Origin of the sequence: Streptomyces sp. NPDC102490, from assembly GCF_044765285.1 — a bacterium.
Taxonomy (GTDB): Bacteria; Actinomycetota; Actinomycetes; order Streptomycetales; family Streptomycetaceae; genus Streptomyces.
The window spans coordinates 144,977-169,544 of sequence record NZ_JBIWJU010000009.1; the positions used below are offsets into that span (position 1 = coordinate 144,977).

28 protein-coding genes are annotated in these 24,568 nt (G+C 73.2%); 11 read left to right on the forward strand and 17 right to left on the reverse strand.

Going from position 1 to position 24,568, the window contains the following annotated elements; translation table 11 throughout:
* Positions 1 to 9 precede the first annotated feature (9 nt).
* From ACIRGB_RS21940 to ACIRGB_RS21950, 3 genes are all read right to left on the reverse strand, one after another.
* On the reverse strand, positions 10 to 951 hold the full coding sequence (locus ACIRGB_RS21940; RefSeq protein ID WP_403867548.1) for a carbohydrate ABC transporter permease: 942 nt from the start codon (positions 949 to 951) through the stop codon (positions 10 to 12).
* 82 nt (positions 952 to 1,033) lie between these two features.
* Complete coding sequence (locus tag ACIRGB_RS21945) at positions 1,034 to 2,323, reverse strand: ABC transporter substrate-binding protein (RefSeq protein ID WP_403867551.1); 1,290 nt, start codon at positions 2,321 to 2,323, stop codon at positions 1,034 to 1,036.
* A 142-nt stretch (positions 2,324 to 2,465) separates the two neighbouring features.
* Positions 2,466 to 3,365, reverse strand: coding sequence for an NAD-dependent protein deacetylase (locus ACIRGB_RS21950; protein WP_403867554.1), 900 nt, complete (start codon positions 3,363 to 3,365; stop codon positions 2,466 to 2,468).
* A 262-nt stretch (positions 3,366 to 3,627) separates the two neighbouring features.
* On the opposite strand from ACIRGB_RS21950, the gene ACIRGB_RS21955 reads away from it, so the two are divergent.
* Both ACIRGB_RS21955 and ACIRGB_RS21960 read left to right on the forward strand, forming a co-directional pair.
* Positions 3,628 to 4,488, forward strand: coding sequence for a PP2C family protein-serine/threonine phosphatase (locus tag ACIRGB_RS21955; RefSeq protein ID WP_403867557.1), 861 nt, complete (start codon positions 3,628 to 3,630; stop codon positions 4,486 to 4,488).
* A 28-nt stretch (positions 4,489 to 4,516) separates the two neighbouring features.
* The gene (locus ACIRGB_RS21960) at positions 4,517 to 5,497 is read left to right on the forward strand and encodes an MASE1 domain-containing protein (RefSeq protein ID WP_403867560.1); all 981 of its coding nucleotides are present in this window, start codon (positions 4,517 to 4,519) and stop codon (positions 5,495 to 5,497) included.
* Between the two features lie 35 nt (positions 5,498 to 5,532).
* Here the strand turns inward: ACIRGB_RS21960 and ACIRGB_RS21965 are convergent, their stop codons facing one another.
* Together ACIRGB_RS21965 and ACIRGB_RS21970 are read right to left on the reverse strand one after the other, a co-directional pair.
* A complete protein-coding gene (locus tag ACIRGB_RS21965) occupies positions 5,533 to 5,979 on the reverse strand; it encodes a MarR family winged helix-turn-helix transcriptional regulator (RefSeq protein WP_403867563.1) in 447 nt (148 codons plus the stop codon).
* An 81-nt stretch (positions 5,980 to 6,060) separates the two neighbouring features.
* A complete protein-coding gene (locus ACIRGB_RS21970; protein WP_403867566.1) occupies positions 6,061 to 6,969 on the reverse strand; it encodes an NmrA/HSCARG family protein in 909 nt (302 codons plus the stop codon).
* A gap of 105 nt (positions 6,970 to 7,074) precedes the next feature.
* On the opposite strand from ACIRGB_RS21970, the gene ACIRGB_RS21975 reads away from it, so the two are divergent.
* The 4 genes from ACIRGB_RS21975 to ACIRGB_RS21990 all read left to right on the forward strand — a co-directional run bounded on the left by ACIRGB_RS21975 (position 7,075) and on the right by ACIRGB_RS21990 (position 9,672).
* Positions 7,075 to 7,638 carry a TetR/AcrR family transcriptional regulator gene (locus ACIRGB_RS21975; protein WP_403867569.1) on the forward strand — a complete coding sequence of 188 codons (564 nt, stop codon included), beginning with the start codon at positions 7,075 to 7,077 and terminating at the stop codon, positions 7,636 to 7,638.
* Positions 7,639 to 7,873: 235 nt separating this feature from the next.
* Positions 7,874 to 8,029, forward strand: coding sequence for a hypothetical protein (locus ACIRGB_RS21980; RefSeq protein ID WP_403867572.1), 156 nt, complete (start codon positions 7,874 to 7,876; stop codon positions 8,027 to 8,029).
* Positions 8,023 to 9,219: a hypothetical protein gene (locus tag ACIRGB_RS21985; RefSeq protein WP_403867575.1), complete on the forward strand. Its 1,197-nt coding sequence runs from the start codon at positions 8,023 to 8,025 to the stop codon at positions 9,217 to 9,219. The genes ACIRGB_RS21980 and ACIRGB_RS21985 overlap by 7 nt, the downstream gene beginning before the upstream one ends.
* A gap of 36 nt (positions 9,220 to 9,255) precedes the next feature.
* A complete protein-coding gene (locus tag ACIRGB_RS21990; protein WP_403867578.1) occupies positions 9,256 to 9,672 on the forward strand; it encodes a DUF2809 domain-containing protein in 417 nt (138 codons plus the stop codon).
* On the opposite strand, the gene ACIRGB_RS21995 is transcribed toward ACIRGB_RS21990, so the two are convergent.
* Genes ACIRGB_RS21995 through ACIRGB_RS22005 form a run of 3 tightly spaced genes read right to left on the reverse strand, consistent with a single transcriptional unit; the run spans position 9,659 to position 11,987 of the window.
* On the reverse strand, positions 9,659 to 10,516 hold the full coding sequence (locus ACIRGB_RS21995) for a biotin-dependent carboxyltransferase family protein (protein ID WP_403867581.1): 858 nt from the start codon (positions 10,514 to 10,516) through the stop codon (positions 9,659 to 9,661). The two genes, ACIRGB_RS21990 and ACIRGB_RS21995, sit on opposite strands and share 14 nt — an antisense overlap.
* Positions 10,513 to 11,238: an allophanate hydrolase subunit 1 gene (locus ACIRGB_RS22000; protein WP_403867583.1), complete on the reverse strand. Its 726-nt coding sequence runs from the start codon at positions 11,236 to 11,238 to the stop codon at positions 10,513 to 10,515. Before ACIRGB_RS22000 ends, ACIRGB_RS21995 begins: the two co-directional genes overlap by 4 nt.
* Entirely contained in the window at positions 11,235 to 11,987 is a 753-nt protein-coding gene (locus ACIRGB_RS22005; protein ID WP_403867586.1) for a LamB/YcsF family protein, read from the reverse strand. The genes ACIRGB_RS22000 and ACIRGB_RS22005 overlap by 4 nt, the downstream gene beginning before the upstream one ends.
* A gap of 218 nt (positions 11,988 to 12,205) precedes the next feature.
* On the opposite strand from ACIRGB_RS22005, the gene ACIRGB_RS22010 reads away from it, so the two are divergent.
* The 4 genes from ACIRGB_RS22010 to ACIRGB_RS22025 are packed head-to-tail and all read left to right on the forward strand — an operon-like array spanning position 12,206 to position 15,619.
* Positions 12,206 to 12,925 (forward strand): DUF969 domain-containing protein, encoded by a 720-nt coding sequence (locus tag ACIRGB_RS22010; protein ID WP_403867589.1) that lies wholly within the window; start codon positions 12,206 to 12,208, stop codon positions 12,923 to 12,925.
* Complete coding sequence (locus ACIRGB_RS22015) at positions 12,922 to 13,896, forward strand: DUF979 domain-containing protein (RefSeq protein ID WP_403867591.1); 975 nt, start codon at positions 12,922 to 12,924, stop codon at positions 13,894 to 13,896. The genes ACIRGB_RS22010 and ACIRGB_RS22015 overlap by 4 nt, the downstream gene beginning before the upstream one ends.
* Positions 13,897 to 13,943: 47 nt before the next feature.
* Entirely contained in the window at positions 13,944 to 14,594 is a 651-nt protein-coding gene (gene pcp / locus ACIRGB_RS22020) for a pyroglutamyl-peptidase I (protein ID WP_403867594.1), read from the forward strand.
* The gene (locus tag ACIRGB_RS22025) at positions 14,594 to 15,619 is read left to right on the forward strand and encodes a DUF2891 domain-containing protein (protein ID WP_403867597.1); all 1,026 of its coding nucleotides are present in this window, start codon (positions 14,594 to 14,596) and stop codon (positions 15,617 to 15,619) included. The genes pcp and ACIRGB_RS22025 overlap by 1 nt, the downstream gene beginning before the upstream one ends.
* 7 nt (positions 15,620 to 15,626) lie before the next feature.
* On the opposite strand, the gene ACIRGB_RS22030 is transcribed toward ACIRGB_RS22025, so the two are convergent.
* The 5 genes from ACIRGB_RS22030 to ACIRGB_RS22050 form a co-directional block, all read right to left on the reverse strand.
* Positions 15,627 to 16,418: an alpha/beta fold hydrolase gene (locus ACIRGB_RS22030; protein WP_403867600.1), complete on the reverse strand. Its 792-nt coding sequence runs from the start codon at positions 16,416 to 16,418 to the stop codon at positions 15,627 to 15,629.
* A gap of 80 nt (positions 16,419 to 16,498) precedes the next feature.
* Positions 16,499 to 16,669 (reverse strand): 50S ribosomal protein L32, encoded by a 171-nt coding sequence (gene rpmF / locus ACIRGB_RS22035; RefSeq protein ID WP_403867603.1) that lies wholly within the window; start codon positions 16,667 to 16,669, stop codon positions 16,499 to 16,501.
* Positions 16,670 to 16,801: 132 nt separating this feature from the next.
* Entirely contained in the window at positions 16,802 to 17,989 is a 1,188-nt protein-coding gene (locus tag ACIRGB_RS22040) for a MalY/PatB family protein (protein ID WP_403867606.1), read from the reverse strand.
* Positions 17,986 to 19,641: a maltose/glucose-specific PTS transporter subunit IIBC gene (gene malX / locus ACIRGB_RS22045; protein WP_403867609.1), complete on the reverse strand. Its 1,656-nt coding sequence runs from the start codon at positions 19,639 to 19,641 to the stop codon at positions 17,986 to 17,988. The genes ACIRGB_RS22040 and malX overlap by 4 nt, the downstream gene beginning before the upstream one ends.
* Before the next feature lie 179 nt (positions 19,642 to 19,820).
* Positions 19,821 to 20,450: a TetR/AcrR family transcriptional regulator gene (locus tag ACIRGB_RS22050; RefSeq protein ID WP_403867612.1), complete on the reverse strand. Its 630-nt coding sequence runs from the start codon at positions 20,448 to 20,450 to the stop codon at positions 19,821 to 19,823.
* An 84-nt stretch (positions 20,451 to 20,534) separates the two neighbouring features.
* Here ACIRGB_RS22050 and ACIRGB_RS22055 point away from each other — a divergent pair, with 84 nt between their 5' ends.
* On the forward strand, positions 20,535 to 21,479 hold the full coding sequence (locus ACIRGB_RS22055) for an aldo/keto reductase (RefSeq protein WP_403867614.1): 945 nt from the start codon (positions 20,535 to 20,537) through the stop codon (positions 21,477 to 21,479).
* Between the two features lie 33 nt (positions 21,480 to 21,512).
* Here the strand turns inward: ACIRGB_RS22055 and ACIRGB_RS22060 are convergent, their stop codons facing one another.
* The 4 genes from ACIRGB_RS22060 to ACIRGB_RS22075 form a co-directional block, all read right to left on the reverse strand.
* Positions 21,513 to 22,046 (reverse strand): TetR/AcrR family transcriptional regulator, encoded by a 534-nt coding sequence (locus tag ACIRGB_RS22060; RefSeq protein ID WP_403868165.1) that lies wholly within the window; start codon positions 22,044 to 22,046, stop codon positions 21,513 to 21,515.
* A 22-nt stretch (positions 22,047 to 22,068) separates the two neighbouring features.
* Positions 22,069 to 22,905, reverse strand: coding sequence for an alpha/beta fold hydrolase (locus ACIRGB_RS22065; protein ID WP_403867617.1), 837 nt, complete (start codon positions 22,903 to 22,905; stop codon positions 22,069 to 22,071).
* A gap of 136 nt (positions 22,906 to 23,041) precedes the next feature.
* Positions 23,042 to 23,272: a hypothetical protein gene (locus ACIRGB_RS22070; protein WP_403867620.1), complete on the reverse strand. Its 231-nt coding sequence runs from the start codon at positions 23,270 to 23,272 to the stop codon at positions 23,042 to 23,044.
* A gap of 105 nt (positions 23,273 to 23,377) precedes the next feature.
* Positions 23,378 to 24,421, reverse strand: a complete 1,044-nt coding sequence (locus ACIRGB_RS22075; protein WP_403867623.1) for a LacI family DNA-binding transcriptional regulator — start codon at positions 24,419 to 24,421, stop codon at positions 23,378 to 23,380.
* Positions 24,422 to 24,568 lie beyond the last annotated feature (147 nt).

The window sequence follows — 24,568 nt, forward strand, 5'->3', positions numbered from 1 at the left end:
CTGCTCCGATCAGTAGTTCTGGCGGAAGACACGGCGGATCGTCAGCAGCCCGACGAGTCCGACGAGGAAGAGGAGGACGCCGACGGTCTGGCTGTAGCCGAGGTCGGCGGCGATGAACGCCTTCTGGTAGACGAGGAACGACAGCGTGGTGGACGAGGTGCCCGGACCGCCCTGGGTGAGCAGCAGCACGTGCTGGGCGGAGCCGAACAGCGTCCACAGGAACTGGAGCATCGTCACCACGCCGACGTAGTCACGGATGACGGGGAAGTGCACCGACCACATCGTCCGCCAGTGCCCCGCCCCGTCCAGCTGCGCGGCCTCCCCCAACTCGTCCGGCACACTGCCCAGCCGCGCGGCGAACAGGACGGCGGTGAAGCCGATGCCGGCCCAGATGTCCAGGGCGATCAGACACGCCAGGGCCGTCGACGGCGAGGCCAGCCAGGCGTCGGCCAGGGAGCCGAGGCCGACGCTCTCCAGCCCGCCGTTGAGCAGGCCGTCCGGTGACAGGGCCGCGTAGAAGACCATCGCCTTCGCGGGGGTCGAGATCAGCCCCGGGATGAAGAGCAGGTACCGGATGACCCGGTGACCGGGCGGCCGCTGGGCTACGTAGTACCCCAGCATGTACGCGCAGACGATCATCACCGGGACGGCGACGGCCAGTTGCACGGCGGTGTTGCGGACCGCGTCCCAGAACACCGGGTCGTCCAGCACCACCCGCACGTTGTCGAGGCCCGCGAAGGACACCGGCTGGAGCATGCCCGGCCAGTGCAGGACCGCGATCACGAAGATCGCGACCAGCGGCCCGACCATGAAGACCAGGTACCACACCAGCGCGGGCACCGCGAGGACGGTGCCGCCCTGCCGGGGCCGGCGCGCGGCCGGGGCGGGGGATGCGGGCGGGGCGGACCCCGGGGCCGCGCTGCCGTCCGGCGTCGTGGTGAGCGTCGTCATGCGGTGACTCCCGGAGAACGGGTGGAACGGGGGAGGGGGACGAGGGGGAACCGGACGGCGCAGCCGGGGGCGTCCGGGCGGCTCATGCGGACCGGTACGCGGACTCGAGGGCGGCGCGCACCCGGGCCGGGGCGGTGCCCCGGGTGAACGACGTGCTGGTCGCGGTGATCAGCGGCTGCGCGGCGGCGGGCGGCACGTACACGTCGGGCAGCAGCACCTGGCTCACCTCGGAGCCGAGCCGCTGGGCCGCCCCGACCAGCGGGAAGCCGGTGGAGACGGCGTCCGTGCGCAGGGCCATGTCCCGGCCGCTCTCCGTCACGAACCGCGCCACGACGTCCGGGCGGTACATGAACCGCAGGAACCTCTCGACGTGCTCGATCTTGCGGACGCCGTTGGGGCTGATCCAGAAGCCGATGAGGGTGGAGGCGCGGATGACGGTGGGAGCGTCGTGCGCCGCCCCGTCGGCCAGCGGCCAGCCGCCGACCTCCGTGTGCCGGGCCACCTTCTCGGGCACCTTGGCCAGGGCGGAGGACATCGCCGACTGCACGGCCGCCTCCTCGGTGTTGAACTGCGTGGTCATCGAGTCGGAGGTGAGGCCCTGTGCCTTGTCCGCGAACACACCGGCGTCCCGCAGGTGCGTGAAGTACTCGATGCCCAGGCGCGCGCCGCGACCGCCGAAGTCACCGGTGGAGTAGACGTGCCGGGCCTCGTCCGGGGAGAGGAAGGTCTGGATGATCTGCGCCAGCAGCTTCTGGCCGGTCCAGTCGTTGCCGCCCACGGTCACCGGGGCGATGCCCTTGGCGCGCAGCTTGCGGGCGGCGGCGATCAGATGGTCCCCGGTGGTGGGGATCGTGTCGACCCCGGCCCGGTCGAGCAGGGCGCGGTTGTAGGCCACGGGCCAGTTCGTGGCGAAGTAGGGAAACGCCCGGAGCCTGCCCTGATCGTCGGTCCAGTCGGTCAGTGCGGCGGGCAGGACGCGCTCGCGTAGCCCCCAGTCGTCGAGGTAGGGCTTGACGTCGACCGTCGCGCCCACGTCCGTCCAGGCCAGCGTCTTGTCGTAGAGGTTGACCATCACGACGTCGGCCTCCTTGCGGGCCAGCCGTGAGGTCTCGTAGACCTGGGCGAGGTCGTCGCCGTTGACGAGGTTCTTGACCTTCACCCCCGGGTTCTCCTCGCGGAAGCGGTCCACCGCGGCGAGATACGTGGGGGAGCCCGGCGCGGTGGTGCCGAGCTGGGTGTGGACGACGAGGGTGTCCGGGTCGGAGTCCGCCGACGCCAACGACGAGCAGCCGGACAGAGCGGGCAGGGCAGCGGCCGCGGCCAGACCGGAACCGGCGGCGAGCAGCTCGCGCCGCGTCAGCGATGAGCGCACAGGGGTGGTCTCCAACCAAGCGGTTAACGATTGGTTAATCGATGTACCTCGTGAGGTGCGAGGACTGTATGGAGTGCGGGGACCACGGTCAAGGGGGTGGCGCGGGGAGATTCCGCTCCCCGGCATCCGGCGGGTTGCCTGGTCAGGCCGTCGCCGCGGCCTCCACGCAGACGCCGAGCCGGTCGGCCACGGTCGTCAGGGCCGGTCCCAGCGGGAGCGCGACCCGGGTGACGGCCAGCCGGTCGCCGCGGGTGGCGTCGCGGTTGACGATCAGGACCGGCTTGCCCGCGTCGGCTGCCTGGCGGACGAAGCGGAGCCCGGACATCACCGTCAGCGAGGAGCCGAGGACCAGCAGCGAGGACGCCCCGCGCACCAGCTCGCGGCAGTGCTCGACGCGCTCCGGCGGCACGTTCTCGCCGAAGAACACCACGTCCGGTTTGAGGATGCCGCCGCAGACCGTGCAGGACACCACCCGGAAGTCCCCGACCTGCTCGTCGGTGAGGTCGGCGTCGCCGTCCGGGTTGATGCCGGCGGCCACCGGCGCGAAGCCCGCGTTGGCCTCCTCCAGGCGCCGGGCGAGTTCGCGGCGGTGGCTGAGGTCGCCGCAGGTCAGGCAGACGACCCGGTCCAGGCTGCCGTGGAGCTCCACGACGCCCTCGCTGCCCGCGGCCTGGTGCAGTCCGTCGACGTTCTGGGTGATCACGCCGGTGAGCAGGCCGTGCCGCCAGAACGCCGCCACCGACCGGTGCCCCACGTTGGGACGGGCCCGCCCGAAGGTGCGCCAGCCGAGGTGACTGCGCGCCCAGTACCGGCGGCGGGCCTCGGGCGAGCCGGTGAAGTCCTGGTAGGTCATCGGCGTGTGCCGGCTCAGGCTCCCGCCCTCGCCCCGGTAGTCGGGGATGCCCGACTCCGTGGAGATGCCCGCCCCGCTGAGCACCAGCACACCCCCGGCGCGCAGCGCGTCGGCGACGGGTGCCAGGTCCGTGGTGCCCGGCGGCAGGTCCGCTCCCGGGGTCCAGCTCAAAGTGGGCCGCATGCGCATGCGGCAAGGGTACGGAACCCGCCGCGCTTTCCGGCGGCGCGGGGCGTGCCCGCCGGCTGCCCGCGGCCGAGGCGCCGTGCTCTCCGGCGTGGCTGCGGGGCCCGTCCGCCCGGCCGTGCGTTCCGTGCCTGCCGCCCGCCCGCCCGCCCGTCGCCGCCCCCGGACGGCTCCCGCATGACCTTTTCCCGCCCGGGTGACAGACTTGCACTGTCCGGGGGGCCGAGAGGCTCCTGCCGGGAGGCGGCCTGGCGGGGAGTGGTCGATGTTCCGCAAGCATCCCGCACCTGACGGAGAAGAGCTGCTCGCCCGGCTGGCCTCGCTGACCACGCAGGCGAAGGAGCTCGCCGAGCTGCGGCGGTCGCAGGTGGAGCTGGCGATCGCCCTGCAACGCGACATGCTCCCCGCGGCCCTGCCCGCCGTACCCGGCATCCACCTGGCCGCGTGCTACTCACCGGCGTACGCCGGACTCAACGTGGGCGGCGACTGGTACGACGCCTTCACCCTCCCCGACGGCCGGATCGGCCTCTCCGTGGGGGACGTCCAGGGCCACGCCATCGACGCGGCCGCCTTCATGGGCCAGGTTCGCGTCGGCCTGCGCGCACTCGCCTCGGTGACCAGCGAACCCGGCGACCTCCTCGCCTGCACCAACGAACTGGTCCTCTCCCTCAACAAGGACCTGTTCGCCACCTGCACCTTCATGCGCTACGACCCCGCGACCGGACTGCTGGAGAGCGCCCGGGCCGGCCACATCCCCTGCGTCCGGGCCACGGCGGACGGCAGGGCGGAGGTCTGCCGGGACGAGGGCGGACCCCCGCTGGGCGTCCTGGAGGGCACCGACTACCCGGTGACCCGGTACCGGCTCGGCACCGGCGGAGTGTTCGTCCTGGTCACGGACGGCGTGGTGGAAGGGCCGTCGCTGAACGTCGACGAGGGTCTGGAACGGGTGGTGCGGCTGGCGAGCCTCGCCGCCGCCGTCGGCATGGAGGCGCACGCGCTGGCGGCCGCCGTGCTCAAGAACGCCGAGCTGATCGGACACGAGGACGACGCGGCCGTGCTCGTCGTCGGCCATGACGGGCGGGGCGTTACGCCGGAGGGCGGGACGGTGCGCCTCTCACCTCGCTGACCCGGCCGCACCGGTGTCTGATGGCTGCGTGGTGGGTATCCGTGCATGGCCGCGACCGGTCGTCCTCGCCTGCGCGACGCTGCTGGTCGCCGGCTGCTACTACGCGGCGGGGCGGCTGGGGCTGTCGCAGCAGCTGACCGCCGACGGGTCGGTCGTTACGCCCATCTGGCCGCCCACCGGCCTCGCGGTGGCCTGTCTCCTCCTGTTCGGACCGTGGTGCGTGCCGGGCATCGCCCTGGGCGCGCTGCTGGTCATCCTCTCCCTGGGGGCTCCCGGGGCCGAGGCCGTAGGCATCATGGCCGGCAACACCGTCGCCCCCGTCTGCGCCTGGCTGATGCTGCGCGCCGTGGGCTTCCGGGTGAGCCTGAGCCGCCTGCGCGACGGACTGGCCCTGGTCTTCCTGGGCGCGCTGACCGCGATGCTGATCAGCTCGGGAACGGGCGTCGGCATGCTCGTGCTGTCGGACAAACTCCCCACCGACCACCTCGGGATCGTCTGGCTGGCCTGGTGGGTCGGCGACGCCATGGGCGTCGTCCTCGTCACCCCGCTGCTGCTCCTGCTGTACCGCGTTCGCCGGCCGCCCCCGTCCGTGCGCTGGACCGAGGCCGTCGGACTCACCGTCGTCGTCTGCGTCCTGGTGCCGCTGATCATGTACAGCTCGGTCAGCCTGCTGTTCCTGGCGTTTCCGATCCTGATCTGGTCGGCGCTGCGCTTCCAGCTGGCGGGCGGCATCCCCTGCGCCCTGTTCATGTCGGTGACGGCCACCGTCGTGGCCCGGCAGGAGGCCGGCTCCTTCGGCAGACTGACCGACATCGAGACGATGATGAGACTCCAGGCGTTCAACGGGTCCCTGGGACTGACCGCTCTCCTGCTCTCCTCCGTGATCAGCGAACAGCTCAACACCAGACGGTCGGTGGAGCGCGCCTGCCACGAACTGGTCGAGGCGCTGGAGCACCTGAACGCGGGCGGCTCCGGCAACCAGGGGCCGTCCGGAGGAGACGCCCGGTGAGCGCGGGGATCAGGAGTCGTCAGTCGTCCTGCGCGTCAGTCACGGTTCAGTCGCTCCAGCACGGCCATGGCCGCGATCACGGTCCGGCGCTCCTCCTCGGTGCACCGGTCCTGCAACCGCCCGGCGAGCCATTCCGTGCGGGCCTGCCGCCCCTCCTCCACGCGGCGGACGCCCTCCGCGGTCAGCGTGATCAGCAGGCGCCGTCCGTCGTCCGGGTCGGGGTGCCGCTCCACCAGCCCCATGGAGGCGAGCGCGGTGACGGTCGCCGTCATCGACTGGTGCCTGACCCCTTCGGTCGCGGCGAGTTCGCTGGCCGTGACGCCCCCCTGGTCGGACAGCCGGGCCAGCACCGAGGCCTGGCCCAGGGTGAGATCCTCGACCTCGGAGGCCTTGAGGATGCGCCGGCGCAGTCGGCTGATGACCGCCCGGACCTCCCGCGAGGCCCGGACTGCCGAGGGGGAGAGGCTCTCGTTCTCGCTCATGCGCTCCAGACTAAGCTGCACAGGATGAGCTGTACAGGTTGAGCTGTACAGCTGACTCCGTGTCGCCCGGAGCGTCGAGCGTCAGTCCGACGCCGGCAGGTGCGCCCTGGCCCAGGTCCTGAAGGGGGTGAGGGGAATGCCCAGGTCGCGGGCGAACCGCGGGTGGGCGGGCTGGGGGAACTCGTTGAGAGACGCCTGTCCGAACCCCATGTCCGGCATCCCGGCGGCGACCGCCTCGTCCTCGGTCATGTCGGGCGGGGTCAGGGTCGTGCCCAGGTGCGCGGAGAGGATCTCGGCGATCTCCCGCATCGTCAGCAGATCGCTCGCCAGCTCCAGTTCCACCCGGTCGAACCGCTCCGGTTCCGCCACGGCGGCCGCGGCGGCCGCACCGATGTCGTCGACCGCGATCAGCGCCAGCCGGGTCGAGGGCTTCAGAAGGCTCACCAGGCCGCCCTGTACGCCCCGGGGGAAGACGATGGCCTCCGAGGGGAGCAGGTTCTCCATGAAATAGCTCGGCTTGACGATCGTCCAGTGCGTGAACCCCGCCTCCCGCACCCGGTCCTGGATCCCGGCCTTCGCCGTGTAGTAGGGCTCCATCCATCCCCAGCGGTCCTTCACCCAGCTGGTGTGCTGTCCGGCGCCCGAGACGGAGGTGTGGACGAACTGGGGCACTCCGGCCTCCCGCGCGCCCTCGATCAGGTGGACGGCCTGGGCGACCTCCCCCTCGAAGCCGCGGCGCTCGAAGTCGGGTATCTGGACCGAGAAGACGGCGCGGGCCCCTTCGGCGGCCCGGACCACCGAGTCGCGGTCGTCCAGGTCCCCGACGACCAGCTCGGCGCCGAGCGCCGCGATCGCCGCGGCCCGCTCGGTCGAGGGGTCGCGGACCAGGGCCCGGACCGGAACGCCGGACTTCAGCAGGGCGCGGGCGGTCGCGCCCCCCTGCTTGCCGGTCGCGCCGGTGACGAGGACGGGTGCGGAGGAGTCGGGCATGGGTGAGCCTCCCGGGTGAGGGGTGGAATAAGTGGCGGGGTCCGCCACTTAGCTGCCGGGTACGATACGGAGGGTCCCGCCGTTTAGCAATGCCGAGAGGACGCCATGCCCCAGCACCAGCGCGCGGACGCACGGCGCAACTACGCCCGGATCCTGGCCGTCGCCGAGGACGAGGTCGCCGCGCACGGCGCCGAGGCATCCCTGGAGCGGATCGCCCGCGTCGCGGGTGTCGGCTCGGCCACGGTGCGCAGGCACTTCCCCGGGCGAAGCGCCTTGCTGGAAGCGGTGTTCCGCGAGCGGATCGAGGCGCTGTGCGCCCGTGCGGCCGCGTCGGCGGACACGGTGGACGCCCGCGCCGCCCTCCTGGACTGGCTGGAGGGGCTCACCGAGTACGCCGCGTCCGCACGGGGCATGGCCGAGGCGCTGGCTCAGGACCGACTGGTCGAACCTGAGCGGGTGAGCGCCTGCTCGGTCAAGCTCGAAGGGGCTGTCGAGCCGCTGCTGCGGCGCGCGGTGGAGAGCGGGGCGGTGGCGCCGGACGTCACCGCCGCCGACCTCCTCGCGCTGGTCACGGGCATCGCCCTGGCCACCGAACGCCATGCCGACCCCGCCGCCGAGGGGCGACGCCTGCTGGAGCTGACCGTCCGGGGGATCAGCCCGCCGAGGTGAGCGCGGCGGGCGGGTTCTTTCGCTCAGGCTGCAATGCCTTGCGCGCGTCAAGTTTGGCGATCCATCGTGCGACGGCCAGTGCGCGGACAACTCCTTTCTCCCGCAGGTGTGTTCGCCCCCCATGTCCTGCGGACTCCCCGCCGGACGCGCGCGAAGCGCATGAGGCGTCGCGACCGCACATGCCCTGACCGGCCAGCCGTCCCCCGGCCGCCTCTTCCCCACCCGGAGGCCGGACGTGAGCGTCCGTCAGCGGTCGACGATCGACTCCGCACGGGTGGCGGCTCTGCCCGGACCGGCGTCCGTCCGCGTGGCCTGCCAGGTCCACGGCGGCCTCGTCGAGTACGACGGCTACAGCAACGACGCCTGGCTCTCAGGAGTGCCCACATGCTGACCCTTCGCCCCCGGCGCCGCGGCCCCGCCCCGCGCCGCGGACCCCGCACGACCCGCGCCCTGAGCGGCACGGTGTGCCTGCTCGCCCTCGCCGGTACGACCCTCGCCGCCGCCCCCGCCCCCGCCGCCCCGAGTCCGCCCGCCGAGGTGTCGTGGCGTGCCGACCTGACGTCGACCGGCGCCGACGACGTCAACGTCCGCTACGACGCGGGCGCCCTGCGGGTACGGGACGGCTCCCTCAGCCCCGCCTCCCTCGGCCGGGACCGCGGCTACGCCTCCGCCGTGCTGGAGCCGCACCACGTGGACCGGCCCGTGAACCGGGTCGCCGTGGACCTCGACGCGACGGTGCCCGGCACCGCGAGCGTCGAGGTCGACGTGCGCGGACGCGCGGCCGACGGAACCTGGACCGAGTGGCGCCGGGCCACGGCCGACGCCCCGGCCGAACTGCCCCGCGACGTCGTCGACGTCCAGGCCCGGCTCACCCTGTGGAACGCCAAGGGCGAACCCACCGCGGTCGTACGGGCGGTGACCCTGACGGCGGACGACGCGGGCGGCGCCCCCGCCGATCCCGCACCGGAGACCAGGGCCTCCGCCTTCGCCGCCCCGGTTTACGCCACCCGCGAGGGCCTGGTCGGGTACACCACCGCCAACGGGCACATCATCCAGGCCGACGACCACTTCGTGGCGCTCCCCTCCCGCCGCGCCCTGTCGCCGAAAGGCAGCGGCCAGTACGCGGTGCAGGTGTGCGGGCCCGCCCGCTGCGAGACGGCGCCGGTGTGGGACGTCGGCCCGTGGAACACCCACGACGACCACTGGAACCCCTCGGCGCAGCGCGAGCAGTGGAAGGACCTGCCGCAGGGGCTGCCCGAGGCGCAGGCCGCCTACGAGGACGGGTACAACGGCGGACGCGACGAGTTCGGCCGGCAGGTCGCCAACCCGGCGGGCATCGACCTCGCCGACGGCACCTTCTTCAACGTGGGCCTCGACGACAACGGCTGGGTGACCGTCACCTATCTGTGGACCGAGGGCGGCGTCGACACCACGTCCTTCCCGACCCGGGGGACGGACGTGGGCGTCCGGCCGCAGGCGACGACCACCTCCACCCGCGTGGCTGGCCTGCGTGGCCGCCGCCCGGCTCCCGGGCGTCCCCACCTGCCGACCTCCAGCGGCTCGGCACCGGGAGGGGCGTAGACACACCCGTGACCCGGGCGACCGCACAATGGACGCATGACCTCCTCCTCCACCCGGGGCGCCGTACGGGACGATCCGACGCCCGCGCCGACGGGCACCCGCACGCGCCTCGTGGCCGCGGCGGCCGCGGCGGTGATCGCCGGTGCCGGGCTCGCGCTCAGGGCCGTGGCGGCGGGGGAGGTGGCCAAGTACGGCGGGGACGCGCTGTACACCCTGCTGCTGTTCGCCCTCGTCCTCGTGGTGGCGCCGAGGACGGCACCGGTGAAGGCCGCCGCGGTGGCCCTGGCGGTGAGTTGGGGCGTGGAGTTCCTCCAGCTCACCGACGTGCCCGCGCACCTCGCCCGGCAGAGCACGGCGGCCCGCCTGGTCCTCGGCTCCACCTTCAACGCACCGGACCTGTTCTGGTACGCGGTCGGCGCGGCGGCCGGCCCGCTCGCCGTCAGGCGAGCGTGAAGCGCACCGGGGTTCCGGCCGGGGCCTGGGCCGCCGCGGCCAGCGCGGGCTCCGGGACCACCGCGACGACCGGGTAGCCGCCCGTCGTCGGGTGGTCGTGCAGAAAAAGCACCGGCCGTCCGTCCGGCGGGACCTGCACCGCCCCCAGGACCATGCCCTCGCTGGGCAGTTCGCCCGCCGACGCGCGTTCCAGCGGCGGTCCCTCGGTGCGCAGGCCGATGCGGTTGCTGTGCGGGGAGACCCGGTAGGCGGCCGAGGTGAACGTGCGCAGTGCGGCCGGGGTGAACCAGTCGGCGCGGGGGCCCGGGCGGACCGGCAGGACCAGTTCGGCGGGCGGTCCGGGCCAGGGGGCGGCCACCGGCGGCGGCACCGGCCGCGCGGGCGTGCCCACCGCGACGACCTCCCCGTCCCGCAGGGGCGCCGGGCCGAGGCCCGACAGCAGGTCCGTCGAGCGGCTGCCGAGGACGGGTTCGGCGGCGATGCCGCCCGCGACGGCCACGTACGAGCGGACGCCCGCGGTGGCCGCCCCCACGTCCAGGACCGAACCCGCGGGCACCCGCACCGGGGCGCCCCAGGCGGCCGGTTTGCCGTCGACCGTCACCGGGCAGGGCGCACCGCCGACCACGGCGATGACGTCCTGGTCGGGCCGCAGGGCGCAGCCGGTCAGGGTCGTCTCCAGGACGGCGGCGTCGGGTGCGTTGCCGAGGAGGCGGTTGGCCAGCCGCATCGCGGGCGCGTCCAGCGCACCGGAGCGGGGCACGCCCAGGTGGGCGTGGCCGGGCCGGCCCGCGTCCTGCACCGTCGTGAGCGCCCCGGAGCGCACGGTCGTGAGCTTGGCCGTCATGCCCCGGCCTCCGGCCCTGCCCCGACCGCCGCGGCGCTGCCCGTCGCCGTGCCCACCGGCGTCGCGCCGCCCGCCGTGACAAACCGCACACGCGTCCCCGGCGTGAGGAGCGCCGCGCGCTCCCGCGCCGGATCCCACAGCGGCCGGGGGTCGGGCATGGTGCCGATCAGCTGCCAGCCGCCCGGGGTGGCGCGGGGATAGACCGCGCTGTACGGACCGGCGAGGGCCACCGCCCCGGCCGGGACGCGGGTCCTGGGCGTGGACCGGCGGGGGACGTGCAGGTGAGGGGGGAGTCCGGTGAGGTAGCCGAACCCGGGCGCGAAGCCGCAGAACGCGACCCGGTAGGTGTGCGAGCCGTGCAGGGCGCCGACCTCGTCGGGCCCGACGCCCCACCGGGCCGCCACGTCGGCCAGATCCGGCCCGTCGTAGCGCACGGGGATCTCCACCACGTCGCCCGTGTCGTCCGCGACCGGCGGCACCTCCCAGTCGGTGACCCGGCGGGCCAGCGCCGCCGGGTCCGGCACCCCGTCCAGCAGCACGGTCCGCGCCCCCGGCACGATCTCCTCGACCGGCGGCAGCGTCCCGGCCGCGCGCCGGCGCAGCACCTCGGCGTGGAAGGCGGCGGTGCGCTCCGCGTCGGGCAGCTCGACCAGCAGGGCGCGGCGACCGGCGGGACGCGCCGTGAGCGACCCGGTGGGCGCCGTGCGGCCGTCGTCCGTCATGCGAACGCCCCGATCCCGACCCCGGACGTCTCCAGCGCCTCGCGCACCCGGGCGGCGATCCGGGCGGCGTTCGGGGTGTCGCCGTGCACGCACAGGGAGCGGGCGGCCACCGCGACCGTCGTACCGTCCACGGCCTCGACGGAGCCCTCCACCGCGAGCGCCACCGCGCGGCGCACCACCGCGTCCGCGTCCGTCACCACCGAGCCCGCCTCGCGGCGGGGGACCAGGGTGCCCCCCGCGGTGTACGCGCGGTCCGCGAAGGCCTCCGGGACGCCGGTGAGCCCCGCTTCCGCGGCGGCCGTGAGCAGCCGCGAGCCGGGGAGCCCGAGCACGGGCAGCGCGCCGCCCGCCAGGCGTACCCCGGCCACGACGGCACGGGCCTGCTCGTCGTCGTGGACGGTGCGGTTGTAGAGCGCGCCGTGCGGTTTCACGTAGGCGACCGTGGCCCCGGCGGCCTCGGCGAAGACCCGGAGGGCGCCGACCTGGTACGCCACCTCGGCGGCCAGCTCGTCGGCGGGCACGTCCATGGCGCGCCGGCCGAAGCCCGCCAGGTCGCGGTAGGACACCTGCGCCCCGATCCGCACCCCGCGCTCCGCGGCGAGGTCGCAGACGCGGCGCATCACCGAGGGGTCGCCCGCGTGGAAACCGCAGGCCACGTTGGCGCTGGTGACGACGGAGAGCAGGGCGTCGTCGTCGGTGAGGGTCCAGCGGCCGAAGCCCTCACCGAGATCTGCGTTGAGGTCGATCACACCTCGAAAGTAGACGATCGTTGAACGATCCGACAAGAGATCGCCCACGCGGGGCGCTCCGGGGGACGAGAGAATTCACCTCTTGTTAGATCGTTCAACGATCGCTAGTGTCCGTGCATCTGCCACACATCTGGAGCTATGGTCCCCGGGACCGATGAGTCACGTTCCGAAGCTCCGGATCCGTGCCCTGCCCCCTCATGCCTGAAGAAGGCCACCGAATGATCGTTCTCCTCGGTGTGGTCGTGGTGATCCTCGGATTCGTCACGCGCCGCAACCCCGTCCTCGTGGTGGGCGTCGCCGGTATCGTCACCGGACTGCTCGGCAAGATGAACCCGCTGGAGGTCCTCGCGGCCTTCGGCCGGTCGTTCGCCGACAGCCGCTCGGTCACCGTCTACGCCATCGTGCTCCCGGTGATCGGGCTGCTCGAGCGCTACGGCCTGCGCGAGCAGGCCCGCAACCTCATCGGCCGCCTGGGCAAGCTCAGCGCCGGCCGCTTCCTCACCGTCTACCTGCTGGTCCGGCAGGTCACCGCGGCCTTCGGCCTCAACAGCATCGGCGGCCCGGCACAGACCGTGCGACCTCTGGTGGCACCCATGGCGGAGGCCGCCGCCGAACGCTCCACCGGGGCCAAGCTGACCGACAAGTGGCGCGAGAAGGTGCGCTCCTACTCGGCCTCGGCCGACACCGTGGGCGTCTTCTTCGGCGAGGACTGCTTCATCGCCATCGGCTCCATCCTGCTGATCACCGGCTTCGTGAACTCCACGTACCACCAGGACATCGAGCCGACCCAGCTCGCCCTGTGGGCGATCCCGCTGGCCGTCTGCGCCTTCGTCATCCACGGCGCCCGGCTGCTGCTCATGGACAGGCAGCTCGAACGCGAGATGGCCCAGGCCGCCGCCGAGCACGACCTGCCGCTTCCCGAGGGGGCCGACAAGTGATCAAGGTCGAATGGCTGTACTGGCTGATAGGTCTCGTCTTCGTGGTCATGGCCGTGCAGATGGCCGCGGACCGCAGCAACCCCAAGCGGTGGACGTCCGCCGCGTTCTGGGGCCTGCTCGGACTCACCTTCCCCTACGGCACCGGCGTCGCCAACGCCACCGCGGACAACGGCGGCTGGACCCTGCCCGCCGAGCCGCTCGGCGTCGCCGTCCTCGCCCTGATCGTGCTGGCCGGCTTCAACTTCCTCGGCAAGGGCGTCCCGGTCACCACCACCGGCGAGCAGCGCGAGGCCGCTGCCGCCCGGCTCGGCAACAAGATCTTCATCCCGGCGCTGACCATCCCGCTCGTCGCCATCGTCTGCGCCTCCGTCCTCGACGAGTCCGGGCTGTTCGAGACGGGCAAGGCCACCCTCCTCGGGCTCGGCCTCGGCTGCGTCGCCGCGCTCGTCGTCGGCATGCTCGTGACCGGCGAGAAGAAGCTCTCCGTCCCGATCCACTCCGGCCGCTCCATGCTGGAGGCGATGGGCTCCGCCCTGCTGCTGCCCCAGCTGCTGGCCGTACTCGGCTCGATCTTCGCCGCCGCCGGGGTCGGCGACCAGGTCGGCGACATCATGAACAAGATCCTGCCCGACGACTCGAAGTACCTGGCCGTCCTCGCCTACTGCGTCGGCATGTTCCTGTTCACCGTCATCATGGGCAACGCCTTCGCCGCCTTCCCGGTGATGACGGCGGCGATCGGCTGGCCCGTCCTCATCCAGCAGATGCACGGCAACGAGCCCGCCGTCCTCGCGATCGGCATGCTGGCCGGCTTCGCCGGCACCCTGTGCACGCCGATGGCCGCCAACTTCAACATCGTCCCGGCCACCCTGCTCGAACTGAAGGACCAGTACGGGCCGATCAAGGCCCAGCTGCCGACCGGCATCGCCCTGCTCGGCTGCTGCACCGTGATCATGGCGCTCTTCGCCTTCTGACCCCGCCCCCGATCCCCGCCCTCCGACCCGCACGGCAAGGAACGCCCATGACCCGTGTCCTCATCACCGGCTTCGCCCCCTTCGGCGGGGAGCGCGTGAACCCGTCCTGGCAGGCGGCCTCCCTGGTGGCCGCCGAACCGCCCGCCGGGCTCACGGTCACCGCGGCCGAACTGCCCTGCGTCTTCGGCGAGGCCCTCGACGCCCTGCGCGACGCCGTCCGGGCGGAGCACCCCGACCTGGTGCTGTGCCTGGGCCAGGCGGGCGGACGCCCCGGCGTCACCGTCGAGCGGGTCGGCATCAACGTCGACGACGCGCGCATCCCCGACAACGCCGGTGCCCAGCCCATCGACGAACCGGTGGTCCCGGACGGCCCCGCCGCCTACTTCTCTACCCTCCCCGTCAAGGCGTGCGTCGCCGCGATGCGCGAGGCCGGGGTCCCGGCCGCCGTCTCCAACACGGCCGGCACCTTCGTCTGCAACCACGTGGCCTACGGCCTCGGCCACCTCATCGCCACCGAGTTCCCGCACCTACGCGGCGGGTTCGCGCACGTGCCCTGGGCGCCGGAACAGGTGCCCGACGGCACCGCGCCCGCCCTCCCGCCCGCCACCGTCGCCCACGGCCTGCGCGCCCTGCTGGCCACCGCCGCCAGCACCCCCGCCGAGCGGGACCTCAAGGTCACCGAAGGAGCCACCCACTGATGCCGCTCAGCGCCCACGCGGCCCGCTTCGCCCAGCTCGCCCTGGCGAACATCACCCGCGAGTACCCCAACTTCCCCGCCCACCTGATCACTTCCGCCGACGAGCGGCTCGCACCGCGCTCCCTGCACCCCGCCTTCTACGGCGCCTACGACTGGCACTCCTCGGTGCACATGCACTGGCTGCTCGTCCGCCTGCTCCGCCGCCACGGCGGCACCCCCGCACTGCCGGACACCACCGCGGCCGTCGCCGCGCTCGACCGGCACCTCACCCCCGACCACCTCGCCACCGAGGCCGCCTACCTGTGCGACCGCCCCTCCTTCGAGCGCCCCTACGGCTGGGCGTGGCTGCTCGCGCTCGCCGCCGAGTGCCGGGCGCACGCAGGCGCGGAGGGCGAGCGCTGGACCGGGGCGCTGAAGCCGGCGGTGGACGCCGTCGACGGGCTGCTGGCCGACTGGCTGCCCAAGGCCACCTATCCCGTGCGCCACGGGAACCATCCCAACAGCGCCTTCGCGCTGGGCCTCGCACTCGACTCGGGGGAACTGTCCGCCGGGACCGACCGGGCCGTACGGGAGCGGCTGCTGAGCTGGTTCGCCGACGACCACGACGCGCCCGCGCACTGGGAACCGTCGGGGCAGGACTTCCTGTCCCCGGCGCTCACCGAGGCCGACGCGATGCGCCGGGTCCTCACGCCGGAACGGCTCGCGCGGTGGCTCGACCGCTTCCTGCCCGGACTCGGGACTGGCGCCCCCTGCGCCCTGCTGGAGGTGCCGGTCGTCTCCGACCACGCCGACCCGCAGATTGGCCATCTGCTCGGCCTGACGCTCAGCAGGGCCGCCGCGCTGCGCTCCCTCGCCGACGCCCTGCCCGACGGTCCGGTCCGCGCCCGCCTGGCCGAGGCGGCAGCCGCGCATCTCACGGCGGGCCTGCCGGCGGTGGAGCGCGGTGACTTCACCACCGACCACTGGCTGGCGACCTTCGCCGCCCTGGCGCTCGACCCGGTGGCCCCGGTGCCCGCGCGCCCCTGACGCCAGGTCAGCCGCTGCGCGCGTGTGCCCGCCTGACCGGCAACATCGTGTCGACCTCGCCCTGCGTGAGGTGGTCCCGGATCAGCCCGTTGACCAGGGCCGCCTTCTCCAGCGGCACCAGGTGGGAGGCTCCGGGCACGACGGCCAGCTGCGCCCCGGGAACGGCGCGGTACAGGGCGGTGGTGTGCTCCAGCGTCATCAGGTCGTCGTCCCCGGCCATCACGAGGGTCGGTGCCCGGACGCGGGCCAGGTCGTCCGTGGTGAGCGTCGGCTGGGTGCGCCACATGTCGAGCACCTTCGCCGCCACCACCGGCCAGTGGTCCGCGCCGTCCGGCGAGACGGCCTCGTACAGTTCGCGGAAGAACGCCAGGTCCGGACCCTCGGGCGTCATCGCGTCGAGCATGCCGGGCTCGGCGAAGCACTCGGTCCCGGGACGGAAGGTGGCTCCGATCACCACGGCCCTGCGCACCAGTTCGGGCCGGGCGAGGGCGACGAGCAGGGCGACGACCCCGCCGTCGCTCCAGCCGACCAGGTGGGCCGGGCCGCCCACGACGGTCTCGACGAACGCCACCGTGTCCTCGGCCATGTCCCGGTAGGTGAGCGGACCCGGCACGTCCGGCGTGTGGCCGTGCGCGCGCCGCTCGGGCAGGAAGAGGCGGTACGCGGCGGCGAGATCGGGGCGCTGCGCTCCCCAGGTGTCGTTGGTGCACAGACCGCCGTGCAGCAGGACCAGCGGCTCGCCGGTCCCCTCGGTCTCGTACCAGGTCCTGACCCCAGGAAGGTCCGCGTACTCGCCCATCGCCCAGGCCCTCTCGGCCGCCGTCCCCCACGGCCAGTCTCCGCCGGGGCCCGCACCCCCGCAACGCGGGGGAGGAGGGGTCAGTCCTCCGGGCGCAGGAGGCCGCGCCGGTACGCGGGCACCAGGTGCCGCGGGACCCGCAGGGTCACCCCGTCCACCGTCACGGGCACCAGGTCCGGCGCGGTGGCCTTCCACTGGGCCCGGCGGTGGCGGGTGTTGCTGCGGGACATCTTGCGCTTGGGAACAGCCACGGGGAGGGTCCTTTCGGCAGACGGCCGCCCGGCTCCGCGCGCGCTCGGGGAGCGGGGGAGCCGGGCGTGGGACCCCCAGACTACATGAAAACGATGTTCATTACGAAGTCGCTCCGCCCTGCACGGTGCCGCTCATGACCGCTCCGCGGCACCGAGCCGTCCCAGCGCCCGCACCAGCGCCCCGACGCCCGCCTCCGCCTTCGACCGCGGACAGCCCACGTTGAGCCGCACCCGTCCCGGAGAGCCGTAGGCCGCCCCCGGCATGACCGCCACCTTCTCCACCTCCACCAGCTCCCGTTGCAGCTCCTCGTCGTCGACGCCCAGCGGGCGCAGGTCGATCCAGGCCAGGTAACCCGCCTGCGGAGGCTCCCAGCCGAGCCGCGGGAACGCCTCGCGGAGACGGTCGGCGACCAGCGCGAGGTTGCCCGCGAGATACGTGCGCAGCGCGTCCAGCCAGGGCGCCCCCTCGCGGTACGCCGCGATGTGACCGACCAGCGACAGCACCGCGGGGGAGGAGAGCCCGTCCGCGTCCTTGAGCTGCCGCAGGTAGGCGTCGCGCGCGACCGGGTCGCCGATGATGCCATAACTCCCGGTCAGCGCGGGGATGTTGAAGGACTTGGACGCCGAGGTGACCACGGCCCAGCGACCGTCGCCGCCGTGCCGTACCCAGGGGCGGTGGACGTGCGGGGCGTGCACCAGGTCGGAGTGGATCTCGTCGCTGACGACCGCCACGCCGTGCCGTGCGCACAGCCGGGCCATCCGGTCCAGTTCACCGGCCGACCACACCCGGCCCGTCGGGTTGTGCGGCGAACACAGCAGCAGCACGGCCGTGTCGGGCAGCGCCAGCAGCCGCTCCAGCTCCGCCCAGTCGTCCAGGGGGCACTCCAGGAGCCGCCGCCCGCTCGCCGACACGGTCTTGGGGAACGCGTCGTACATCGGGGTGTGGGTGACCACCCCGTCGCCGGGCCGCGACCACAACCGCAGCAGCCGCGAGACCTGGTAGACGACGGAGGGCGCGTAGACGACCGACCCGGGGTCCACGTCCGTGCCGTGCCGCGACGCGTACCAGTGGACGATCGCCGACAGGAAGTCGTCCTGGCGCCAGCGGGAGTAGCCGAGCACCCCGTGGTCCAGACGGCCGCGCAGCGCCGCCAGCACCTCGGGGGCGGTCTCGAAGTCCATGTCGGAGATCGTGAACGGCAGCAGGTCCGGCACGCCGAAACGGTCCTGGACGTAGTCCCACTGCGTGCACCACGTGCCGCGCCGGTCCACCGGCGTGTCGAAGTCGTACGGCGACGGCGACGGCGAGGGCGCGGTCACGGTCGGCCCACCGGGAGCATCGTCGCGAGGGCGTCCTTCACGGACTGGACCTGCGGGCCGATGACGACCTGGACGTTGTGCCCGTCGAGCTTGATGACACCCACGGCCCCGAGCTTCTTCAGCCGTGCCTCGTCGACCTGTTCGGCGTCGGCCACCGTCATCCGCAGGCGGGTGATGCAGTTGTCCAGGGACCGGATGTTGCCGGCGCCGCCGATCGCGTCGAGCATGGCGGCGGCGTCGTACTTGCCCGCGACGAGTTCGCGCGCCCGCTCCGGAGCCGCCCCGCCCTGGTCCCCGTCCTGGTCCTCGTCGTGTCCCGCGTCATGCGCCTCGCCGTGCGCCTCTTCGTGCGCGTCGTCCGCCGGCGGGTCCTCCCGGCCGGGCGTCTTGAGGTCGAAGCGGGTGATGGCCCAGCGGAACAGGAAGTAGTACGCGGCGAACCACACCGTCGCGATCACCGGCACCAGGTACCACTTGGTCGTCGAGCCCTGGAGCACACCGAAGACGAGCCAGTCGATGACGTTGCCGTCGGTGTTGCCGATGAAGACGCCGAGCACGGCAGCCGTGAGGAAGCCCAGCCCCACGAGGACCGCGTGGATGACGTACAGCCACGGGGCGACGAAGAGGAACAGGAACTCCAGCGGCTCCGTGATGCCGCCGACCACGCAGGCCACCACGCCGGACACCAGCAGGGCCTTGATCTCCGGACGCATCCGGCGCCTGGCGCAGTGGTACATCGCGAGCGCGGCGCCGGGCAGGCCGCCCAGGTAGGCCGCCATCTTGCCCTGGGAGAGGAAGTGCGTGGCGTCGGTGACGGCCGAGTTGGGCGCCGCCGAGCAGTCCAGCTGGGCGTAGAACAGGTTCAGCGCGCCGGAGACGTGGTCGCCGCACACGGTTCCCGAACCGCCGACGTCCGTGAAGCGGAACATGGCGACGAGGATGTGGTGCAGGCCGATCGGGCGCAGCAGCACCTCGCCCATGCCGAAGAAGAAGGGTCCGAAGACCCCCGTGTGCCCGATGCCCCGGCCCACCGCGTTGATCCAGCCGTTGAAGGTCGGCCACACCAGCGGGATGAGCAGGCCGAGCACGCTCAGGACCAGGGCCGAGATGATCGGGACGAAGCGCAGCCCGCCGAAGAAGGCCAGCGCGTCGGGCATCCGCTGGGTGCGGAAGCGCCGGTGGAGCAGGCTGACAACGATGCCAACGGCCACCGCGCCGAGCAGCCCCGTGTCGATGGACTGCACGCCCAGCACGTCGGCTATGCCGTAGTGCCGGATCGCCTTCTCGTCCTCGAAGTCGACGCCCTTGGCGGTGAGGTAGAAGTTCACCGCGAGGTTCATGGCGACGTAGCCGACGAAGCCGGAGAACGCGGCCACGCCCTTGTCCTCCCGGGCGAGGCCGAGCGGAATGGCCATCGCGAAGAGGACCGGCAGGAACGTGAAGGCGACCAGACCGGTGTTGGCCATCCAGGTGAAGACGAGGTGGAAGCCCTCGCCCCTCAGGAAGGCAACGTTGTCAGTGACCGCGTCGCTGGACAGCGAGGAGCCGATGCCCAGCATGATGCCGCAGAACGCGAGCAGGGCCACCGGGAGCATGAACGTCTTGCCGAGCCCCTGGAGGAATTCCCAGAGGGCGGCCTTGGTCTTCTGCATGTGTACGGAACTTTCGAGCCTGGGGGGACGGGCCCGGCCGCCCTTCGTGACGACGTGGGGTGGGCCGGCGGGCGGTACGGGCGGCCGAGGGCGTGCCGCCGCAGGGATCACATCACAGCGGGTCGGTGACTGTCCACGGTGTCCCGCCCGCCGGTGACCCGGTGATCCGCCGGCCCGGGTCAGGAACTCCCCGGCGGCCGGAGGGCGTCGACGACGAGATCGAGCAGCCGGCCCGTCCGCTCCGGCTCGTCGTCGGCCGCCGTCGAGAGGAACACCCCGAGGAGCATCGCGGTGACGTCGTCGGCCTCGACGTCCGTGCGCAGCGAGCCCGTCCGCGCTCCTTCCACGAGCAGGGCGCCGATCGCGGCCGTGATGCGTTCCCGGGTGGCGGGTGTCGCGAGGCGTCCGGAGGCCCAGCCGGTGTGGAGGGTGTTGAGCATGGCGCGCTTGGTCGTGACGAACTCGGCGTAGCGCGCCATCCAGGCGCGCAGGGCCCGCTCGGGCGGCAGTTCGTTCAGCAGAGCCGGGGCGCTGTCGGTGACGGCGTCCAGTTCGGCGGCGTAGACGGCCTCTACCAGGGCCTCACGGGTGGGGAAGTGGCGGTAGAGCGTGCCGATGCCGACCCCCGCGTCGCGGGCGATGCCTTCGAGCGGAACGGTGTCGTCCGCGGCGGTGAAGGCGGCGCGCGCGGCGGCGACGAGGTTCTCGCGGTTCCGCCGGGCGTGCGCGCGCAGCGGGCGGCCGTCCGGGCTCGTCGGTTGCCGGGGCCCGTCGGCGGCGGGGGGTGTCGGTTCCTGGTGCGGACTCAAAGCGGAGGGTCCTCCGGTAGTGCTACAGTCGGCTTGACGGAGGCTCCTCCGTTTTTGCCATCTTCTCATGAGGGCGGACTTCCCATGACGTCAAACGGCACCTCTGTCCCGGTCACGGCCGAGGGCACCCCCCGTCCCGGTGGCGCGGGCACGCTCGCGGGCCGCACCGTCTCCCGGATCGGGTACGGCGCGATGCAGCTGGAGCGTCTGCACGCCGACCGCGGCGCCGCCGTCGCACTCGTGCGCCGCGCGGTGGAACTCGGCGTCGACCACTTCGACACCGCCCAGTTCTACGGCGACGGCTTCGTCAACGAGGTCCTGAGCGAGGCACTGGGCGCCACGGACGACGCCGTGGTCGTGACCAAGGTCGGCGCCACCCCGGACTCCGGCGGCCCCCTTCCCTTGCGTCTCGCGCAGCGGCCGGAGGAACTGCGGACCGACGTCGAGGCCAATCTCCGCAGCCTGGGCACCGACCGCCTCGCCGTCGTCAACCTGCGCCGCGCCGACACCGGCCCCGGACTCCGTGCCGAGGGCGATCAGCTGGTCGACATCGACGACCAGCTCGCCGTGCTGACCGAGCTGCGAGACGAGGGCAAGATCGGCGCCATCGGGCTCAGCGCCGTCACCCTGGACGGACTGCGCCGCGCCCTGCCGGTGGGCCTCGCCTGCGTGCAGAACTCCTACAGCCTGGTGAGCCGCGCGGACGAGGACATGCTCCGGCTCTGTGCCGCCGAAGGCATCGCCTGGGTGCCCTACTTCCCGCTGGGCGGCGCCTTCCCGGGCATGCCCAAGGTCGCCGACGAGCCCGCCGTCCACACCGCCGCGCGGGCGCTCGGTGCCACGCCGGCCCAGGTCGGGCTCGCCTGGCTGCTCCACCACGCCGCGAACGTCCTGCTCATCCCCGGTACGGCCGACCCCGGCCACCTGGCGGCGAACATCGCCGTCGGAGGGATCGCCCTGGAGGGAGCGGAGCTCGCCGCGCTCGACGCCGTGCCCAGCCGCTCCGCGGACCACGTGCGGCTCGGCTGAAACAGGGCCGCGAGACGGTCTCCGGTGCCGGCCTCACCTGGCGCGCAGGCCCCGGTCGGCGAAGGCGACGAGCCAGTCGAAGCTCTCGTCGACGTCCGTGCTCCACTGGAAGGCGTGTGCCGCCTCCAAGGTGGCGAAGCCGTGGCAGAGGCTGCGCAGCAGGCGCAGGGCGTGGTTCACGTCGGAGCCCTCGATCTCGTAGCCGCGCAGGACGGCGGTGAAGGCGCCGAGCAGCCGCTCTCCCGCCGCGGCCAGGGGGTCGTCCGGGCCGGACGGCTCCTGGCCGATCGTCGCGGCGTACCGGCCGGGGTGCTCCACGACGAAGGCGCGGAAGGCGCGCGCCGCGGCCGCCAGGGCGTCACTGCCCGCCCGGCCCTGCACCGCGCTGCCGACGGCGTCGGCGGTCTCGTCGAGCGCCAGCGCCGCGATCCGCCGGATCAGGTCGTCCTGACCCGCCACGTGCTTGTACAGGGACGGGGTGCGCACGCCGAGCCGGTCGGCCAGCAGCCCCATCGTCAGTTTCGTGAGGCCCACTTCGTCGGCGAGGGCCGCCCCCGCGCCGACCACGGCCGCCCGGTCCAGGCCCGCCCTAGGCACGGGCGGCGTCCGAGCGCAGGAAGGCGAGCAGGAGCGTCACCACGCGGTCGGGGAACTGGTGGTGCGGGTAGTGGCCGGCGCCCTCGATCATCTCCAGGCGGCCGAGGCCGGACGGCAGGGCGTCGACGACGGCCGAGCCCTCGGCGTGCGGGTCGGCCCAGTCGGGGTCGAGCGTGCCCATCACCACCAGGACCGGGCAGCGCACGTCGCCGAGCCGGGCGCCGGCGTCGGTCGGAGCGCTGCGGCCCATGGCCTGCATGGCCTTCATCCGGCCCGGCTCGCGCAGCCGGCTCTCGATGCGGCCCAGCCGCTCGGCCCAGTCGGCCGGTTTCGCCCCGGGGTAGGCGACGTCGAGGTACGAGCGCCAGAGTGGCAGACTGCCGAAGAGCCCCGCGCCGAGCAGCCGCACCATGCTGCGCCGGAACCGCCGTACCCGCAGGTCGCCGAGCCGGATCGACTGCTTGCGGGTGAACGGCGCCAGTTCGACCACGGAGGTGACCAGCGAGGGCTCCCGCGCCGCCGCGATGGTGGCCGCGCCGCCGGAGACCGAGTGGCCGACGAGCACGGCCGGGCCGCCGAGGTGGCGGATCAGGGCGAGCAGGTCCCCGGCGATGTCGCTGCGGCTCCAGGCCGGCCAGTCGACGCTGGACTCGCCGCAGCCGCGCAGGTCGACCGCGGCCACCCGGTAACCGGCCGTCACCAGCTCGGGGATGACGGCGCGATAGGCGTCGCGGCTGTCGCCCATGCCGTGCGCGAGCACGATGAGCGGGCCGGAACCCGCCACCTCGTAGGCGATCGTTCCGCCGTCGACGGTGAGGTACTCGGTCATGGCAACCCCCAGATGCGGCTAATGAAGTTAGCTAAAAGCTATTCTCGTTAGCCACACCTGTCAAGGGCCCGTGGTCCGGCGGTCGTCCGCCTCGGTTCCGCGGCCGACCGGCCGTCTGATCGCGGCGGCCGGCCGTTCAGTCCATGGAGAGTGGTGGCCGCATCGCTCGCTCCAAGGCCCGTTCCACCTCGCGGCGCGGCACGCCCAGTTCCTCCGCGCACTCGGTGATGCCCTGGACCAGGGCGGCGGTGGCGTCCGACCAGACCGCCAGGGCGACCGTGGCGTTCTCGCCGGCGTTGTTGCGGTAGCGGTTGTCAGCCGCCTCGACGGCTCGCTGGAGTTCGATGAGGCGTCTCGGGATGTCCATGGTGACGAGCCTAGAAGCGATGATCATGGATTTCAGGGGCCGGTCGAACGCGGTTCCCGCCCAGCGGGGGCAGTCGTTCTTGCCCTCGCCGCTGCCCGTCGTACCTCAGGCGTCCACCGCGCGTCGCCCACCCGCCGTGGACTCCCGCACCTCCAGCCAGTGCGGCGCCACGTGCACCTCGAACGGCAGGGGCGCCCGGGACTGTATCCGGGCCGCCAGGCACGTGACGGCGAGTGCGGCGATGGCGGCCTTGTCGGGAACCACGGTCGTCAGCGAAGGCGTGCTGTACAGCCCCTCCTCGGAACCGTCGATGCCCGCGACGGCGACATCGCCGGGAACGGCCAGCCCCGCCTCGTGCAGGGCGCGTTGCGCCCCCAAGGCCAGCAGGTCACTGAAGCAGAAGACCGCGTCGGGCCGTTCGCCGGCGGGCAGCGCGGCGAGGTGGCGCATCGCCAGCAGCCCGTTGCGGCGGTCGAACTCCTCGATGCGGGGCGCGAGCCGGGGGTCGAAGGGCAACCCGGCCTCGTACAGGGCCCGTTGGTATCCCTCCAGGCGCTGACGGCTGGTCGCGGAACCCTGGCGGTCCACGCCGATCGCGGCGATCCGGGTGCGCCCCAGGCCGATGAGGTGGGCGGTCAGGTCACGGGCCGCCGCCACGTTGTCGATCAGCACGTGGTCGGCGACGACACCGTTGCGCCCGTACGCGCGCTCGCCGAGCAGCACCAGCGGGAACTCGTCGGTGACGGAGGCGAGTTCGTCGGACGTGACGCGCAGCGGGGAGAGGATCACGCCGTCGAGCAGCGAGGCGCCGACCCCGCCCGCCAGCCGCAACTCCTCGGCGGCGTCGCCCAGTGACTCCTCGATCAGGACGGTCAGGCCGAGCAGGGTGGCCTCGCCGCGCACATGGTGGGCGAGTTCGGCGAAGTACGGCGTGGCCAGCTCCGGGACGACGAGAGCGATGAGACCACTGCGCCCCGTACGGAGCCCGCGCGCCGAGGGGTTGGGCCGGTAGCCCAACTCGTCCACCGCCCGCAGCACCCGCGACCGCGTGGCGTCGGACACGCGCGGGGCGCCGCGTACAACGTTGGACACCGTCTTGATGGACACCCCCGCGTGTTCCGCCACGTCCTTCAGTCTCACCGCGGCCACAGCCCGCCCCCTTGCCGACGTTTCCGCAGATTATGCTCCTGCGCTCCGCCCCTGTCAGTACGTGAACCGGGCGCCGACTCTTTGCGGACAGAGGGTTGACCTTGCGGACGCACGCCGGTTACAACGTTGGAACACCACGATAGCAAG